Source organism: Candidatus Thermoplasmatota archaeon, assembly GCA_018814355.1.
GTDB lineage: Archaea > Thermoplasmatota > Thermoplasmata > UBA10834 > UBA10834 > COMBO-56-21.
Genome location: JAHIZT010000061.1, coordinates 37,256 through 52,657, shown reverse-complemented (window position 1 = coordinate 52,657; position 15,402 = coordinate 37,256). Strand labels below are relative to the sequence as shown.

The following is a 15,402-nucleotide window of genomic DNA, read 5'->3' as shown; positions in this document are numbered from 1 at the left end:
GTTCAGGCGAACCTGGCCCCGCAGTTGGGGCATTCAGTGTCGTTCTCCGACACCGGCTTCCCGCAGCTCGGGCACTCGAACTCCAGGACTTCGGGAGGGTCGGCTGACTTGGAATCGGCAACGGCCGATTCCGGAACAGTGACGGTCTCGGCCCTGTCGAGATCGACCGTCGACATCTCAGAAACTCCCTCCGCGAAGTCAGAGAACTCAGTTCCGCAGGATTCGCACCTGCGCTGCATGGGCGAAATCAACTCCCCGCAGAAGGGGCACTCGAACTTCACGTCCTCGAACGAAGCGCCACACCTTGGGCAACTCTTCTCTGTCCCAGCCACGGTCTTTCCGCAAGTGACGCATCCGAAAACGAAGACTGGCAGTGGCTCCTTGTCCATGATACAAAGATGCAACTACGGTTATTTAAATCATTGTCGCACAGCATTAGAAAACGATTATTACGAGAAGCCAGACTATTTCTACTTGGCCTTCTTGGGCTTCGCCTTCTTGGCGGGTTTCTTCTTCGTGGTTGAAGGCTTCTTGGAGGATCTCCGCCTAGGTTCACCCTCGGTTATCAGAATGGCCTCCTCGACCTCTTCCTCATCGTCTGCGCCTCCGGGCGTGACGACGAAGACCGCCTGGCAGTTGGAGCACGCGGTTGCCGAGAGCGGCAGCTTCTCTCCGCAGACAGGGCAATCCACTTGGGCCTCCTCCAGCGGGAGGTCGCATCTTGGGCACCTGTCCTCGTCGCCCCTTATCATCAGGCCGCAGCCAGGGCATGCGACCCTCCGAATGGAATCCTTCATCTCCTTGAGCTCCGTGTTGATGATGCTGTCCACGAATTCGTCCATATCGAATCCGGAGCTCGACTTCTCCACGTTCTCGGAGAATTTGGTTAGATCGATGCCGCACGTGGTGCATGTCGTGGCATTGCGCCAGATTAGGCCGCAGCAGAACGGGCACTCGAACAGTGTCCCAGGACCGAACTGAAGGCCGCACCTAGGGCATTCAGTGTCGTTCGAGCGGACTATGCGGCCACACTTGAAACAGCTGAGAAATATATCCTTGTGCGGTTCTTCGGTCATATCCTTCCGCTACCTTTCCATCGCTTAGGAATAGTTTTACCCATTATATAAGTAATCGAACTCAGACGTGTCTGGCGATAACAGGCACCTCATACGTCTCTGCGGGTCTTGCCTCTCCTCCGATGCATCCCGACCACGACTATCAGCGTCAGGAACAGCACGGGCATGATGACGCTCTTGAACTCAGGTAGCTTGTCGAACAGGACCTGGATCGGACTTGTAGTGTTCTGGGTCCACTGCCAGCAGATGTACTGTTCTCCCGAGGCGGAGTAGATCGAATTGAGGTATTGCTTTGCGCCCGCCGTCTGACCCGACAGCGTCAAGGCCGTCCAGGCACCGCTAGTGTTCTTCTTGCCCGTCACCGTGATGCCGACTCCGTTGGTATCAGTCTCTATCCAGAATGCATAGACCGTTCCTGTGGAGGAGTCCACCGATATAGTCGGATAAACGTTCCCGAGGTTGTTCGCAACACTCTCAAGCCTGTAAGGGACCGACCATCCAGAGCCCGTGTTGTAGACGTAGTAGATGTACGGCTTTGACGTTCCGATAGGTTGCTCGTGGTCGTTTCCGTACACGACATGGATGACGCCGTTGCCGTCAACGACAGCGCACGGCGGCGCAATTTCTGTGTTGGTATTAGTTGCTCCAGTATAGATCGTCGTCTGCGCTGACCATACGCCCGATGTCAGTTTCCTCGCGGCGACTATACCGTTGTAGCCATACACGGCCCATACGTCTGTGCCCGTGCCCGCAGGCAGCACGCTGCCCTTGACCGTCGGCTGGGAGCTATCCGTGTCCAGCATGTTCCCGCCGAACAGCCAGCTCGTTATGCTGTCCGTCGCAGAACTCCTGAAGGTAGAGAGGTCGTACCTAGTTGGAGCTGGAGCGGTCAAGTTGGAGGACATGACCCAGATGTAGCCAGATGCATCCCTTGATATGAATGCGTTCTTCCCAGCTATGATGTTTGAGGACACTGCAAGAGTCTGGTCGGAGATGGCCCATGAAATAGCGCGGGTCGCGGGCGAGACGGTCCCCTTTTGAAGACGGACGGTCACAGTGGCTGTCGAAGTGTCTCCGACGACGTAGACTGTACTGTTGGATGCATCCCACCATATCGATGCCTCATTCACTCCGGCCGCCTTGAACACAGTCCCCCCGGCGGCCCATGTGACGCCTGAGTCAGTGCTGTACTTGTACACGGTGTTGGTCCCGTCCCAGTAGAAGCTCCAGAAGTTCGTGCCGTCGTAGAAGAGCTTCCTCTGATATGACATTGCAGTCGCAGCCGTCGAGGTAGTTGTGCCGTCTATTGTCCATGCCCTCGTGCCCTGCGGCGCAGAAGTCGAGAGATCCGATCTGCCCCTCCAATCGGTAGTTTCGATGACGTAGTCGATTGATACACTACTGGAAATGGCATCTGAGGAGACCTGAAGCTCTAGCCGCTGAGCGTCGCTAGCTGCGCTGACAAGGGCGCTAGAAACCAAGTCCCATGAGCCTCCAGAGCAGCTCATCAGAGATTTGGATGTGATCTTGCCGTAGATGCCCATGACCTCAATCTTGAAATCCGCTCCTATGGTCTTGGAGGAGAGCGACATGGGATATCCAGTTGCAGCCGACATATCACTGTCGATGTACACCCTGAGGATGTCCTCTCCCGTGTTCCGCTGAGGGATCACGATGCCCCCGCCACCCCCGCCTGGGCCGGAGGGCTTGCTGAAGATGAACGGTACATAGGACCCGCTGCACATGTCTCCAACCACGCTCACGTAGAAACTGGATGAGCTGGTCGTGTTCACCGCGCCCACGGAATTGATGTTGATGTTAGCGTTCCCTACGGACGTCGAATCAGCGTCCATGCTCGTCCTGCCCGTCCAATCCCCGAACGCCCCATCTACGTGGATGTCTGCGGGGGCCGAGGCGACATACGCCCTGACAGGGAATCCGAACACCTGAACGCTGGAAAATGTTGATGTGATACCGCCTGGTGCGACTGATACCGAGACCATCGATTCTACTGTGGATGCGAGGGTGTTGAACTGTAAATCCAAGATGTGCTCATCTCCCGGTCTTAGCGTGAACTGCTCGAAGGAGGCAGTGAATTCGGCGCCCGATACCGACGGTGCTACGTTCTGGACAGTGCCGCCACCGCCCTGGCAGGAGAAAACAAGTCGGAGCATGACAACTCCCGAGGCCCGAGCCACTATGCCATCGGCCGGAACCCCCGTACCCATGAACTGCTCGACAACGAGGACGCCTCCGACGGTCGGGACTGCATAGCTCACGGAGTTCCTGTAGAGGTAGTCCTGTGACATCAGAACGAACTTGGCATTCCCGTTCAGGGCGACCGGCATTTCGGCCATCGCCTCCAATTGGTTCGTCCCCAGGGACGCGCTGAACGAATTCAGCTTCACCCAGGCGTTCCAGTCATATTGATATTGGTCCGTAGTTGATTCGTATCTGCTCAGTGAGGTCGACTGAACGCTGCCGTTCCAGCCGCTCACCTCCATGAGATAGTCCGCACCGATACCTGATATGGCATAACCCGTGCTGGGTGAGTTGTCGGAATCGACGAACAGGTAGAATGAGTCGACGTTTGTGGAGCCCATGAGCGCTTCTTGCACGCGGAAATACAGGAAGAGCTGCTGACCTTTCACCTGAGTCGCCCACTCATCTATGTCGACGGGGGCGGAACCGGCGACCGAATATATCCCTAGCTTGTCTGTATGGGACCAATCTCCGAAGTTTCCGTCAATGGTGGGGCCCTCAGAGGGCCCCGAATAGGAAAGGAATATGAATGTGGGGATCACGATGACAATAGCTACAACGACCGCGAGGAACTGCCATCTTGTGAGGAACGACCCGCGCCTGCTCGTGGCGGGCGTCATTCGCCCCCCGACTTGGGTGCCGTTAGTCATCCCGGTGCCATTCACCAGACCGGTACCGTTGATCAGTCCAGTCCCATTGATGGCGCCTCTTCCATTGACCGCACCCAGACCGCTAGTGGTAGAGACTCTCTCCGGCAACGATGTGACTACCTCTGGTCTGGGTTCTGTAGGCGCCTGAGGAAGTATCTTTGGCTCGAGGAGTTCTGGCGGTCCCACTTTGACCGGGAGCGGCGGGGCAGGTACAGGGACTTCTTCTTCCTCCTGATCCTCAAAGCCGACTCCACAGTTCGGACATGCCTTCGCGTCCTCAGGAGTTAGAGCTCCACACTCCGGACATTCAAGCATGTCCTGCTCGCTCTTCAGGGGGATCCCGCATCTCGGGCACTTCGCCTCGCCCCCGTGAAGCTCCAGAGCACACTGAGGGCATGTGACCTTCGCGGCATGCAACTCGGTCTTTGGAAGCTCCTTCCTGATGTAATCGGCAAGTGGCTTAGAAGCCTCAGCCTTGTCCAACGACCGCCTCGAAATGACCTTCTGGAGCTCCGTCGCGCAGACAAGACACTTGGTCACTCCAGGAGGCACTTTGTTGCCACATAGTGGGCAGTATATCGCAGGTTCTTCGGTCAAACTCTGAACACCTCGGGGGAGATCTCGAAGCAGTCCAGGCCCCATCCTTAGTGATGCCAGCCACTGGAGTCGCTTGAGTATTGCTATTGGTTTGGTCCTATATATATAGTCTGGCTAGTGCGATTCTTTTGAGTGAGTCAATGCGAGCGCACGAGCGCGCCCGGGTGGCGCGCCGAGATAACGACGCGACTAGCCAGCACGCGGCCATTCTCACAAGTTTAATATATAACCAACAATGTGGCTCGGTTTGGTGAGTATTCTTGGGATGGACAGGGCCGATGAACAAGATCGACGAGTTCAGGTACGAGATACCGAGATCGTTCAAACCCTGCATGTCGACTTCAGCCGTCATATTCGCCGACGACAAGATGATCCAGTCTGTCAAGGGCGACAACGCGCCTGAGCAGGCCGCGAATGTCGCATGCTTGCCGGGGATCGTTGGCAAATCGCTTGCCATGCCCGACATCCATTGGGGGTACGGCTTCCCGATAGGAGGTGTTGCCGCCTTCGATGCGGACAATGGCATCATATCCCCTGGAGGGATTGGCTACGACGTCAATTGCGGCGTCAAGCTCGTCAGGACTGACCTCACTGTCCATGATGTCGGGCGGGACATCAAGAAACTGATAGATACTATCTTCAACAACGTCCCATCTGGAGTGGGCGAGAAGGGCAAGCTCCGATTGTCAATCAGCCAAATCGACGATGTTCTGGAAGGCGGGGCCCGATGGGCCGTCGAGCAGGGCTATGGTTGGGAGGACGACCTAGCCTCGAGCGAGGAGAACGGGCGGATGAGCACGGCGGACCCCTCCAAGGTCGACACGAAGGCGAAGCAGAGAGGTGCACCTCAGCTCGGCACGCTCGGAGGAGGCAATCACTTTCTTGAGCTTCAGAGGGTGGAGAAGATCCTCGACCTCGAGGCGGCGAAGGCGTTGGGGATACATTCAGTGGATCAGATCATGGTGAGCATACATTCCGGCTCGAGAGGATGCGGGCACCAGATAGCGAGCGACTACATCAGGACCATGGAGCAGGCAATAAGGAAGTACAACATCTCGGTCCCGGACAGGCAGCTTGCTTGTGCCCCTGTGAACTCGAACGAGGGCCAGGATTGCTTCAAGGCGATGAGCGCGGCGGCGAACTACGCCTGGGCGAACAGGCAGCTGATACTCCACTGGGTTCGGGAATCCTTTGAGAGCGCGCTTGGCAGGAAGGCCGAGGAAATGGGCATGAGCTGCGTGTACGACGTCGCGCACAACATATGCAAGCTGGAGGAGCACGAGTTCGAGGGCAAGCGGAGGAAGCTCTACGTCCACAGGAAAGGAGCGACCCGCGCATTCGACGGCAGCCGTCCAGAGGTCCCTGCGAAATACAGGGAAGTCGGCCAGCCTGTCCTGATACCTGGAGACATGGGTTCGGCGAGCTACGTGCTTGTCGGAACTGCGCACGCGATGAAGGAGACCTTCGGGTCGACCTGCCACGGGGCGGGCAGGCTGATGTCCAGGACTTCAGCGACACGCAAGTTCTCCGTGAACGAGGTGGTATCGATGCTCCAGGGGAGGGGGATCTACATCAAGGCCGCCTCCAAGGACGGTATCGTAGAGGAGGCTCCTGGTGCCTACAAGAACATAGACGATGTCGTCAGGATAGCTCACGGCGCAGGAATATCCAAGATGGTCGCGCGCCTGAAACCGCTCGGCGTCATGAAAGGCTAGGGTCCAAGGATCTTCGCAGCGGCTTTCGCCACCTTGTCCTTTTCCTTAGCGGGACATGCGACCATGAGCGCCCACTCATGGACCTTACGGATCTGCAATGACGCCGCGATGGAGCTTATCCTCGGCAGCATCTTCACATGGCCGTCGTCCAATATCCTCACATCGGTCAGCGAGATCCTGGGTTCGGACACCTCCAGCTCGCTTGAAGGGACATCGATAATCACGCTACCCGGGTCGACGCCTGCTCTCCGAGCTATGTCCTCCTCGATGACCCGGCGCTTGCCAACGATCCCGAGTTCTCCCACGCGTCGCCATCCGTCCTCGTCGACTTCGCTCGTGCGCACCGCATAGGCCTTCTTGAACAGCTTCCGGTACTTGATCAGGGTGGCCATCTCCTCGAAGTACCCGCCCTTGGAGACCATGTAGGCCAGCAGGCTGTAGTCGGTCATGCTGTGTATGGTGTCTATCTCATTCCTGCCCAGCTGCTCGACCGCTTTGGCCAGCATGAGCTCTGAAATCCTGACGGTCTTGTGGAAGTACACGGATGAGAACATCAGCGCCCTCGCCACCAACATCCCCTCGACGGCGCTAAGGCCACCACGATCGACCACTAGGTCGCCGTTGAACACCTGCATCGTCTGGAAGAGCCTGTCGAGATCTATCACGCCGTAGGCAACGCCGGTGTAGTGAGCGTCCCTCTTGAGGTAGTCCAGCTGGTCGGCGTCCACGGGCCCGCTGACTATCTGCGACAAGTACCTCTTCGAGTTGAAGTGCGCCTGGTCCTTCTCCCTCGCGAGAGTCTTCTGCGGCAGGGGACCAGGTGAGCCTCCTTCGAGAAGGCGCGAGACGTCCTTCGGGTCGATGTCGTGCCTTTCGAGCGTCTCCGGGATGGTGGAGTACTTCCCGAGGATTCGCCTGTCAGAGTCGTTCAGGACCGTGTCTTCGCCCCTAATAAGCCGTCGGGATATCTCTGCGTGGTCTATCTTGAACCGGTCGTGAAGCACGAACTCGAGCGTGTGCGAATACGGTAGGTGGCCGACATCGTGCAACAGGGCGGCGCACTGGACCAAGAGCGCCTCCTCCCGCTGGATGCCGAGGGACGAGCATATCCTGCTGGCGACGGAGAACGTGCCGATCGAGTGTTCGAACCTCGTGTGGTTCGCACCTGGATACACGAGATATGCAAGACCGAGCTGGTGTATGCTGTGCAGCCTCTGAAGTTCCGGGACCTCCAGCAACGACTGCGAAACGCCCTCAACCCTGATGCTCCCATGGACGGAGTCGTGGACGATCTTGTGGTCTGTCAACGGCCGTTACACTGCTTTTGGCCTAATAACTGTATTGAGTAGGTGCGGCCAGTAGCCGAGCGCTACTACTAGAATAACCCTTGCAGTGCCTCATTCCAGATTTTGATAACAATAGACAAACACTTTTAAAAACCCATGTACATTTCCACTCAACGATAGCCTGAGGAGGACTTCTGATGGAGTCCGGTGCGAACGACCAATCTGACAGGATACGGACGTACATAGACGGTTTTGACAGCAAGATAGGCGGAGGCATCAAGAAAGGGCATGTGGTCCTGCTCGCCGGGACTCCGGGTACGATGAAGTCCTCGATCGCCCTCAGCTTACTCCTCAACAATGTCAAGAAGAAGGGTGTGAACGTCCTCTACGTCAGCATAGAGGAGAGCAAAGAGAGTCTACTGATGGCCATGGGCATGCTCGGGTTCGGAGGCATCGACGAGAGCAAGTTCTTCATCGTGGACATAGGACGGCTGCGGCTCGAGCACACGGATGCCGATGTCGGACGAGACTGGTTCAAGATCCTCAAGGAATACCTGCGCAAGAAGGTGGAGAACGAAGGGGTCGAGATAGTCGTCATCGATTCTCTGACCGCAATCTACGCGCTCGCGAGCATCACGAACCCCAGGCAGGAGCTGTTCCACTTCTTCGGGTTCCTGAAAAGGCTGGGTGTGACCACCTTCCTGATCTCGGAGACGCAGGTCAATGGTGGCGCCTTCGGACCGTATCACGAGGACTTCCTCGCGGACGGGACCATCCTGCTCAAGTTCGTGGATGTGGGAGAGACGGATGTCCAGCTGCGCATACGCGCTGTCAAGATGAGACATTCGAAGATCCACCACGGCTACCTCACCCTGATCTTCAGGGACGGGCAGTTCATGGCTACGACGCCGATAGCAGAGTGAACGGACCTGGAACAGCGCATAGGCTGAATGAATGACTGTACTGCCGACAGCAGAAGCGCTCTTCAGAAGCCGCCCTTGATCTTGTTCCTGTCGATCTTGACGCCGCGTGGAGTGATCATCAACAGGTTCTTGCCGACCCCTGCAACATCGCCGTCGATGTCCCTGGCGACGTTCTTCAGCTCCGCGGTGACCCTCTTCATGGTCAGGTCGTCGTTCGCGATCGAGGTGTAGTCCACTATCACGAGATTGTCGTCATAGACTTCCTTCGTCAGCGCGGACAGGTCCTCGTACCTGAACAGCTCTCCGACCCGGACCACGGTCTTTGCGCCATCGACTCCGGCCATATCCTCATCATCGAACACCATCTCGGTGAGGTCGATGTATTGCTCTGCTCCCATGGTCTCCTTGGACCCCGACTCATCTGAAGTGGGGTACGGCTTCTTTTTGAGAATCGTCACTGTGCATCCCTCAGCCACAGTAATAATCGTGTCCGGATATAAAATGTACTAGTCTCGGGCGGGCTCTTCCTTCTCGGGCTCTTTCTCCTCGTCGACAAGCCACAGCTTGTCGCCCACGTGATGCACCGATGCCACGGCCTTCCCCTTTTCCTTGCGGACCATGGTCTCCGCGGGCACGAGCGCGCGCCCGACCGCGAGAGGGCGCAGGTTCTTCACGTCGCGTATCCAGACCAGGTCCCCTTCTTTGATCTCAGAGTCTGTGGCGACGATCCCTGGTCCCATCACATCCGCCCCGTTGTAGACGAACTTCACCGCGCCCATGTCCACGGTGACGAACCTCTTGGTCGCATCGTACCTCAGAAGTCCTCTGATTGTGAGGAACGGGGTCCCGCCGGGCATGAATGCCAGTATCTTCCCGTCAACAAACACGACGTCGTACTCCGGCCCTTCGGCCATGTCGACGGCGTCCAGTTCCGAGAAGCTCTTGGTGCCTAGAGAATTGTCGATCTGATGAGACAGTGCAGCTATCTCTTTCTGCATCAGCCTGTGGCGTTTCCTCAGCCTCAGGTCGGTCATGAAGCAACACCCTCGGGCAACGTTTCCTGTTTCAGGCCGGCCTTCGCCAACCTCGAGGTGGACTTAGCCAGCTCCGCCTCCGCCTTGTCCTTGTCACCCATTGCGGCATATGCCTCTGACTTGATCTTGTACGGCTCCCACTCGCGGGCGTCTATGCCAATCGCGATGTCCGCAGCCCTTAACGCCGATTTGAGGTCTCGCCTCTTCAAGTGGACTCTAGCCAACGCCGTCGCAATGGATGCATCATTCGGCCTGAGGGACAGAGCATCCTTGTACGCCCTCGCAGCTCCTTCCAAGTCCCCCTTGGCCTCCCTTGTCTCTCCATCGAACCGCTCGACGGCTTGCGACGGGTCCGCATGTGCACCCTCCACGAGCTTGAGAGCATTATCGGCATCCCCTCCCAAGGCCGAAATGCGAGCCATCAAGAACTTGACCTCGGAACCATCGTTGGATGATGGATCTATCCCCGCGATGACCCTCCCTGCGGTCTGCCAGTCTCCCGCATCCAGCAGGAAGCGGGCATATGCTTTCTTCACCTTGGCATCAGGACTGCTCTCGATGGCCTCCTTGACGGCCGTCGGGAGATCCATCCGGTGCAGGGACCTCCTGAGCTCCAGCGCTTTCGGGATGCTCGAGTGGCCGAGCTTATTGGTCAGCACCACGGACTCGACGTTCGCGAGGGCTTCCTCGAATCTCCCGAGGCGGAGGAGCACCTCGCCCCTCCTGAGGATTGTCGCAAGGCCTCCGACAGTATCCGTTCTCGCGCTCTCCAGACACCTCAGGGCCATCTCGAACGAAGCCTGGGAAGCCTCGGGATTGCCCACCTTCAGCATGATCTCACCGCGCTCGACCCAGCCCTGGTCGAACTCGGGGTTGAGGGACAACGCCTCCTCTATCGACAAGAGAGCATCATCCATCCTGCCCATCTGGCCCGCAGCCCATGACCGTGCCTTCCACGCCTCGTCGTAAGTAGGGTTGAGCTCGAGCGATTCCAGGATGAGGTCGTAGCCGCCTTCAAGATCCCCCGTCATGGACTTGCATACGCCCTTGGCATAGATGGCGTAGTCGAAGTCGGGCGCGATCTCAAGGGACCGGTCGTGGAAAGGGAGCGCCTCCCTGTATCCGCCCATCTTCTCAAGCGCGTTCCCTATGTTGTTCCATGCAATCTCGTAGTCAGGGTCGACCTCGATCGCCTCCACGAACTTCGGGACGGACTCCGCGTACTTCCCGAGGTTGTAAAGCGCGTTTCCGAGGTTGTTCCACAGGACCCGGTCTTTCGAGTCGATTGCGATCGCCTTGCCGTAGCAGTCGACGGCTTCCTCGAGCATGTCAGCGCCGTGGTATGCGTATCCTTTGTTGTACCAGGCAGGTTTGTAGAGAGGATCGATCGCGATGGCCTTGTCGAAGCACTCGAGCGCCTTCTGAAACTGTCTCGCGACGAAGCACGTGTATCCGAGATTGTTCCAGAGTTCCTTGTCCCCTTGTGTGAGATTGAGCGCCTTCTCGTAGCTGTCGATTGCCTTGCCGTAGTCGCCCGCCTCGTGTTCCGCGTTGCCCCCCCGAGAGTATCCCTCGGGCGAGTCGGGATGTCTGGATATGTACGAATCGCTGCATTTGATCGCTAATTCGAGATAGCCTGCATCAGTGTACATGTCCGCCTGAAGCAGAAGGAGGGAGTCGTCCTCAGTCGCGAACTTCGACAGCTTGTCGATGGCGACCTTGGCCTTCTTGAACCGCTCGAGCTTCGAGTACGAGGCTGCCAAGCCGGACCAGTTCTCCTTCCGATCGGGCTTGAGAGAGGCGGCCCTGGCGTACGCAGCAGCTGCGATTTCGAACAACTCCTGGGAATAGAGCGAGTTGCCGAGGTTGTGCCAGGCAAGCTCGTATGAAGACGAAATCGATGTGGCCCTCCGGTAGCACTCGCTGGCCTCGGAGTACCTGCCGACGGCGTCCAGCGCGGCTCCTTTGTTGTTCAGCACTACCTCGCTAACCAGGCCGTGCTCGATCGCCCGCTCAAAGAGTTCCAATGCGCTAGCGTAGTTGCCCGCATCGTATTCCGAGTTCGCCCTGTCGAACAGCTCGACACCCTCGGACTTGATGTCATTTGCCGGCTTATCGGATTGCTGGTTCAAGCGGGATTACCATGTCCGAATACATAGATAGTCTTTTTGAGCATCCGTGGCCAAAGCTTATATCCACACGAGCATATAATTCAGAAGGGAAAGGTCCTCCAATGCTGGTGCTGTTCAAGCCCTCTCCGAGGTCAGTCATCAAGGCGTACATGGCAGGCAGGGTGTACAAGGCGAAGCCCGTTGAGGACATGGAGAGCAAGAAGTTCTACTTCGAGGACGTTGTGGACTCCGAATCCCTTGACTATGACACGCTGTACTCCCAATACAAGGAGGAGCATGGAGGCCTGGATTTCCTCGAGGACGAGAAGCTGTGGGAGATCCTGGAGGACGAGATCTTCTGGGCGTCCAGGTTCAACTCCCCCGACAGGTTCCAGCTGATATTCACTGTCCTATCGCAGATCGAAAGGACGGGGACGAAGGCGTATCTGGCCCAGCAGTCGCCGGATGCCAAGGAGATGAAGGACCGCGTGAGGCGCGTCACGGGCGAGTTCAGACGGGCGAAGCAATACATCACCTTCGTGGAGGACACGCAGAACAAGGCGGTCATAGGCAGGGGCAGCTTCGAGCACAGGATCGTGGACCTCGTCCTGAGGCACTATGCCAAGCGGCATCCGGGGTTCTCAGTGGTCGTCCTTAACGAGGAACATGCGCACATATGCTACAAGGACGAGATCCTGGTGGACTCCAGAAAGAAGTTCCCTGAGAGGCCCGGCAGAAGGGACTCGAGCAGATACTGGATGCTCTTGACGGACCTCACGCATATTGAGTCCAAGAAGGATCCGAGCTACTACGGCGGGGCGCTGCCGAAGAACTACTGGAAGTGGGTGTGCGACGGCGCGCAGGTCTACGGGACCGTCCCCAAGGTTACATTGGACGATTTCCCTGCGTAGAACCGGGCATTCATGGCGCTCGACGGTCGTGGAACGACATGGCCTCGACGAACCAAATCTAGATAGCCCCCACAAGATTGATATGCGCACGACCGCATGACAATAATCGGGCATCATCTAGGATACGGTATCTGTGGCCGAGATGCAGGTTGACATCGAACAGCAGAAGCAGCTAGCATTCTACATGGACATGTTAGGCCACGACATACTGAACAGCAACCAGGCCGTCCTCGGATACCTCGAGCTGATCCTCTCGACCTCGAGCACGGACAAGGCCGTCAGGAAGTACGTGGAGAAGGCGGTCTCGCATATCCGCACTTCAACGATTCTCATAGAGAACATCAAGAGACTGATGGCCGCAAGAGAAGCCGACCCGAACTCCTTCAAACCTGCGGACCTTATGGCCGCGATACTGCACTCCGAGAGGGAGCTAAGGAGACATTTCCCCGATAAGAAGGTCAGGCTGAGCATAAGCCCGAGGATCGACGAAGCCTACGTGCTGGGCGACAGCTTCGCGGAGAACCTTATCCTCAACCTGATGGTCAGCATCGTAGGACTGGATAGGAACGAGGAGATCGAACTCTCCCTGATACTCAGAGAGATCGACTGCGGTGGCAGGATGTGCTGGAGCATGACGGTCGAGGACCAGAATGCCAGACTGCCGCCCGCAATGAAGGACAAGAGCATCGATGCGGTCTACCAGCAGGACAGCTCTACGGCGGTGAAGATGGCTGGGCTGCTGTTCGCCAAGATGATGGCGGTCAGCCTCGGCGGAGACTTCGATGCCCACCAGCTAGGAAAGACCGAGGACGAAGGCTCGGCCTTCGTATTGGTCCTCAGGAAGGCGGGGAAACCATGACGAGCGTTCTGATAGTCGACGACGAGCTCTTCATAGTCGAGCTATACCGCGACATCCTTCAGCTCAGAGGCTACAGGGTGGTCGGCACTGCGTTCGACGGCGAGGAAGCGCTCAGGAAGTATGGCAATTCGGTAGACAAGCCTGATGTGATCATCATGGACCACAGGATGCCCGTCATGAACGGGGTGGACGCCACCAAGGAGATCATCAAGTTGAATCCTAACCAGAAGGTGATCTTCGTGAGTGCGGATGTCCTGGTGGAGAAGGAGGCCCGGGAAGCGGGCGCGGTCGAGTTCCTGCCTAAGCCGTTCCGGATGGACGACCTCATAGAGAAGATGGAGAAGATCTCGAACCCAAGGTGACGAATCCGTCGTGTTCTTTGGCTGCTGGCATATATATGTCTGCATCCGAATACAAACCGATAAGTTAAAGAACCAAAGGGACATATTGTACCGAGGTAGTGCTGAAAGATGTTGGATGGCTTCACGAAGACCCGGGCCATGAATTTTCCTAGACAGGTCCTCGCCGGGCACGGCTGCATAAGTCAGATCGGTGATATGTGCGAGGGCTTCGAGCTCAGAGGCACCGCACTCATAGTCACCGGGCCCACGACGGGCGCGCTCGCTGCCCACCAGGTCAAGGACGCCCTCTTGCAGAAGAAGTACGATGTGCAGCAGGTCGAGGTCGGCGTTGCTACCCAGCAGAACCTGGTCAAGGTCGAGGAGATAGCGAAGGATGTCAAGGCCTCGTTCCTCCTGGGCGTCGGAGGCGGAAGCAAGATCGACCTGGCGAAGCTCGCCTCAGCGAACCTCAAGATGCCGTTCATCAGCGTGCCCACATCCGCATCGCACGACGGACTCGCGAGCCCGCGCGCATCCATCAAGGACGGCGGCAACTCGCTCTCCCTCATTGCGAGCGTCCCTTTGGGCGTCATTGCCGATACCGCCCTGATAGTCAAAGCTCCGTATCGTCTGCTGGCATCAGGGTGCGCCGATGTCATCTCCAACACGACGGCCGTCCTCGACTGGGAGCTCGCCGTGAGACTCAGGACGGAGGACTTCAGCTCAAGCGCGGCGAACCTGGCCAAGTACGCCGCGGAATCCATCATTGAGAACGCGGCCGGGATCAAGCCCAACCTCGAGGAGAGCGTATGGGTGGCGATAAGGCCCATAATCATCTCGGGGATCTCAATGGCCGTTGCGGGTTCATCCAGGCCCACGAGCGGCTCTGAACACATGTTCTCTCACCTTCTCGATAAGATCGCGCCAGGCAAGGCTCTCCACGGAGAGCAGTGCGGCGTCGGGTCAATCATGATGATGTACCTACATGGAGGAAACTGGCAACGTATGCGGGACGCCCTCCAGATGATAGGTGCGCCTACGAGCTCCAAGGAGCTCGGTGTGTCCGAAGAACAGCTGATAGAGGCACTCGTGCACGCGCACGAGATCAGGAAGGACCGATACACCGTGCTCGGGGATAGAGGGCTGACTCCGGACGCCGCTGAACGCCTGGCCAGGATTACGAAAGTGGTCTGAGCAAGGGGTGTTTCAGGATGGTATTGGTGACGGTCGTCGGCGAGTCTCAGTGCAAGAAGGGGTTCGAGTTCGTTTTCGGTGGTCCGATAGCGGATTGCAGGGAGTGCAAGGTGAAGAACGTCTGCTTCCACCTCGAGCAGAACAGATGGTACAAGGTGACCGATGTAAGGGATGTGCATCACGAGTGCAGAATCCACGAGGGCGGCGTGAGGGTCGTCGAGGTCGAGCGCGTCCCGACCAGGGCCGCGATCCCGAACTCTCAAGCAGTCGAAGGGTCCATGATCACGTTCGAAGAAGCGGACTGCAACAAGCAAGGCTGCCCTAACCGGAGGCTCTGCAGGCCCATGGGAGCGGAAGGCACAAGGTTCAAGATCACTTCCGTGGAAGACCTTGCAATCGAGTGCCCAAAGGGCTTGAATCTGAAGCTCGTCCTGCTCGATTGA

14 protein-coding genes are annotated in these 15,402 nt (G+C 57.5%); 7 read left to right on the top strand and 7 right to left on the bottom strand.

Features of this window, described 5'->3' with window-relative positions:
- Positions 1 to 2: 2 nt before the first annotated feature.
- The 3 genes from KJ653_04620 to KJ653_04610 form a co-directional block, all read right to left on the bottom strand.
- Complete coding sequence (locus tag KJ653_04620) at positions 3 to 389, bottom strand: zinc ribbon domain-containing protein (protein MBU0685115.1); 387 nt, start codon at positions 387 to 389, stop codon at positions 3 to 5.
- Between the two features lie 81 nt (positions 390 to 470).
- Entirely contained in the window at positions 471 to 1,076 is a 606-nt protein-coding gene (locus KJ653_04615; protein ID MBU0685114.1) for a hypothetical protein, read from the bottom strand.
- A gap of 89 nt (positions 1,077 to 1,165) precedes the next feature.
- Entirely contained in the window at positions 1,166 to 4,585 is a 3,420-nt protein-coding gene (locus tag KJ653_04610) for a zinc ribbon domain-containing protein (protein MBU0685113.1), read from the bottom strand.
- Between the two features lie 278 nt (positions 4,586 to 4,863).
- Here KJ653_04610 and KJ653_04605 point away from each other — a divergent pair, with 278 nt between their 5' ends.
- Positions 4,864 to 6,300 (top strand): RtcB family protein, encoded by a 1,437-nt coding sequence (locus tag KJ653_04605; GenBank protein MBU0685112.1) that lies wholly within the window; start codon positions 4,864 to 4,866, stop codon positions 6,298 to 6,300.
- Here the strand turns inward: KJ653_04605 and KJ653_04600 are convergent.
- Positions 6,297 to 7,607, bottom strand: coding sequence for an HD domain-containing protein (locus KJ653_04600; protein ID MBU0685111.1), 1,311 nt, complete (start codon positions 7,605 to 7,607; stop codon positions 6,297 to 6,299). The genes KJ653_04605 and KJ653_04600 overlap by 4 nt on opposite strands.
- 176 nt (positions 7,608 to 7,783) lie before the next feature.
- On the opposite strand from KJ653_04600, the gene KJ653_04595 reads away from it, so the two are divergent.
- Complete coding sequence (locus tag KJ653_04595) at positions 7,784 to 8,509, top strand: AAA family ATPase (protein MBU0685110.1); 726 nt, start codon at positions 7,784 to 7,786, stop codon at positions 8,507 to 8,509.
- A gap of 62 nt (positions 8,510 to 8,571) precedes the next feature.
- On the opposite strand, the gene sepF is transcribed toward KJ653_04595, so the two are convergent.
- The 3 genes from sepF to KJ653_04580 all read right to left on the bottom strand — a co-directional run bounded on the left by sepF (position 8,572) and on the right by KJ653_04580 (position 11,675).
- Positions 8,572 to 8,907: a cell division protein SepF gene (sepF, locus tag KJ653_04590; GenBank protein ID MBU0685109.1), complete on the bottom strand. Its 336-nt coding sequence runs from the start codon at positions 8,905 to 8,907 to the stop codon at positions 8,572 to 8,574.
- A gap of 108 nt (positions 8,908 to 9,015) precedes the next feature.
- Positions 9,016 to 9,543: an RNA-binding protein gene (locus KJ653_04585; protein MBU0685108.1), complete on the bottom strand. Its 528-nt coding sequence runs from the start codon at positions 9,541 to 9,543 to the stop codon at positions 9,016 to 9,018.
- Positions 9,540 to 11,675: a tetratricopeptide repeat protein gene (locus KJ653_04580; GenBank protein ID MBU0685107.1), complete on the bottom strand. Its 2,136-nt coding sequence runs from the start codon at positions 11,673 to 11,675 to the stop codon at positions 9,540 to 9,542. The genes KJ653_04585 and KJ653_04580 overlap by 4 nt, the downstream gene beginning before the upstream one ends.
- A 101-nt stretch (positions 11,676 to 11,776) precedes the next feature.
- Between KJ653_04580 and KJ653_04575 the strand changes: the two genes are divergently transcribed.
- The 5 genes from KJ653_04575 to KJ653_04555 all read left to right on the top strand — a co-directional run bounded on the left by KJ653_04575 (position 11,777) and on the right by KJ653_04555 (position 15,402).
- Positions 11,777 to 12,565, top strand: a complete 789-nt coding sequence (locus KJ653_04575; GenBank protein MBU0685106.1) for a DUF4130 domain-containing protein — start codon at positions 11,777 to 11,779, stop codon at positions 12,563 to 12,565.
- Positions 12,566 to 12,698: 133 nt separating this feature from the next.
- Positions 12,699 to 13,424: a hypothetical protein gene (locus tag KJ653_04570; GenBank protein ID MBU0685105.1), complete on the top strand. Its 726-nt coding sequence runs from the start codon at positions 12,699 to 12,701 to the stop codon at positions 13,422 to 13,424.
- The gene (locus KJ653_04565; protein ID MBU0685104.1) at positions 13,421 to 13,786 is read left to right on the top strand and encodes a response regulator; all 366 of its coding nucleotides are present in this window, start codon (positions 13,421 to 13,423) and stop codon (positions 13,784 to 13,786) included. The genes KJ653_04570 and KJ653_04565 overlap by 4 nt, the downstream gene beginning before the upstream one ends.
- A gap of 108 nt (positions 13,787 to 13,894) precedes the next feature.
- Positions 13,895 to 14,959, top strand: coding sequence for an NAD(P)-dependent glycerol-1-phosphate dehydrogenase (locus KJ653_04560; GenBank protein ID MBU0685103.1), 1,065 nt, complete (start codon positions 13,895 to 13,897; stop codon positions 14,957 to 14,959).
- 17 nt (positions 14,960 to 14,976) lie between these two features.
- Positions 14,977 to 15,402 carry a UPF0179 family protein gene (locus KJ653_04555; protein ID MBU0685102.1) on the top strand — a complete coding sequence of 142 codons (426 nt, stop codon included), beginning with the start codon at positions 14,977 to 14,979 and terminating at the stop codon, positions 15,400 to 15,402.

Excerpts from the sequence above, each read along its gene's own strand:
- KJ653_04620 (MBU0685115.1), bottom strand. The coding sequence starts at position 389 with ATGGACAAGGAGCCACTGCCAGTCTTCGTTTTCGGATGCGTCACTTGC.
- KJ653_04555 (MBU0685102.1), top strand. The coding sequence starts at position 14,977 with ATGGTATTGGTGACGGTCGTCGGCGAGTCTCAGTGCAAGAAGGGGTTC.
- sepF (MBU0685109.1), bottom strand. The coding sequence starts at position 8,907 with ATGGGAGCAGAGCAATACATCGACCTCACCGAGATGGTGTTCGATGAT.
- KJ653_04615 (MBU0685114.1), bottom strand. The coding sequence starts at position 1,076 with ATGACCGAAGAACCGCACAAGGATATATTTCTCAGCTGTTTCAAGTGT.
- KJ653_04585 (MBU0685108.1), bottom strand. The coding sequence starts at position 9,543 with ATGACCGACCTGAGGCTGAGGAAACGCCACAGGCTGATGCAGAAAGAG.
- KJ653_04575 (MBU0685106.1), top strand. The coding sequence starts at position 11,777 with ATGCTGGTGCTGTTCAAGCCCTCTCCGAGGTCAGTCATCAAGGCGTAC.
- KJ653_04560 (MBU0685103.1), top strand. The coding sequence starts at position 13,895 with ATGTTGGATGGCTTCACGAAGACCCGGGCCATGAATTTTCCTAGACAG.
- KJ653_04595 (MBU0685110.1), top strand. The coding sequence starts at position 7,784 with ATGGAGTCCGGTGCGAACGACCAATCTGACAGGATACGGACGTACATA.
- KJ653_04605 (MBU0685112.1), top strand. The coding sequence starts at position 4,864 with ATGAACAAGATCGACGAGTTCAGGTACGAGATACCGAGATCGTTCAAA.
- KJ653_04565 (MBU0685104.1), top strand. The coding sequence starts at position 13,421 with ATGACGAGCGTTCTGATAGTCGACGACGAGCTCTTCATAGTCGAGCTA.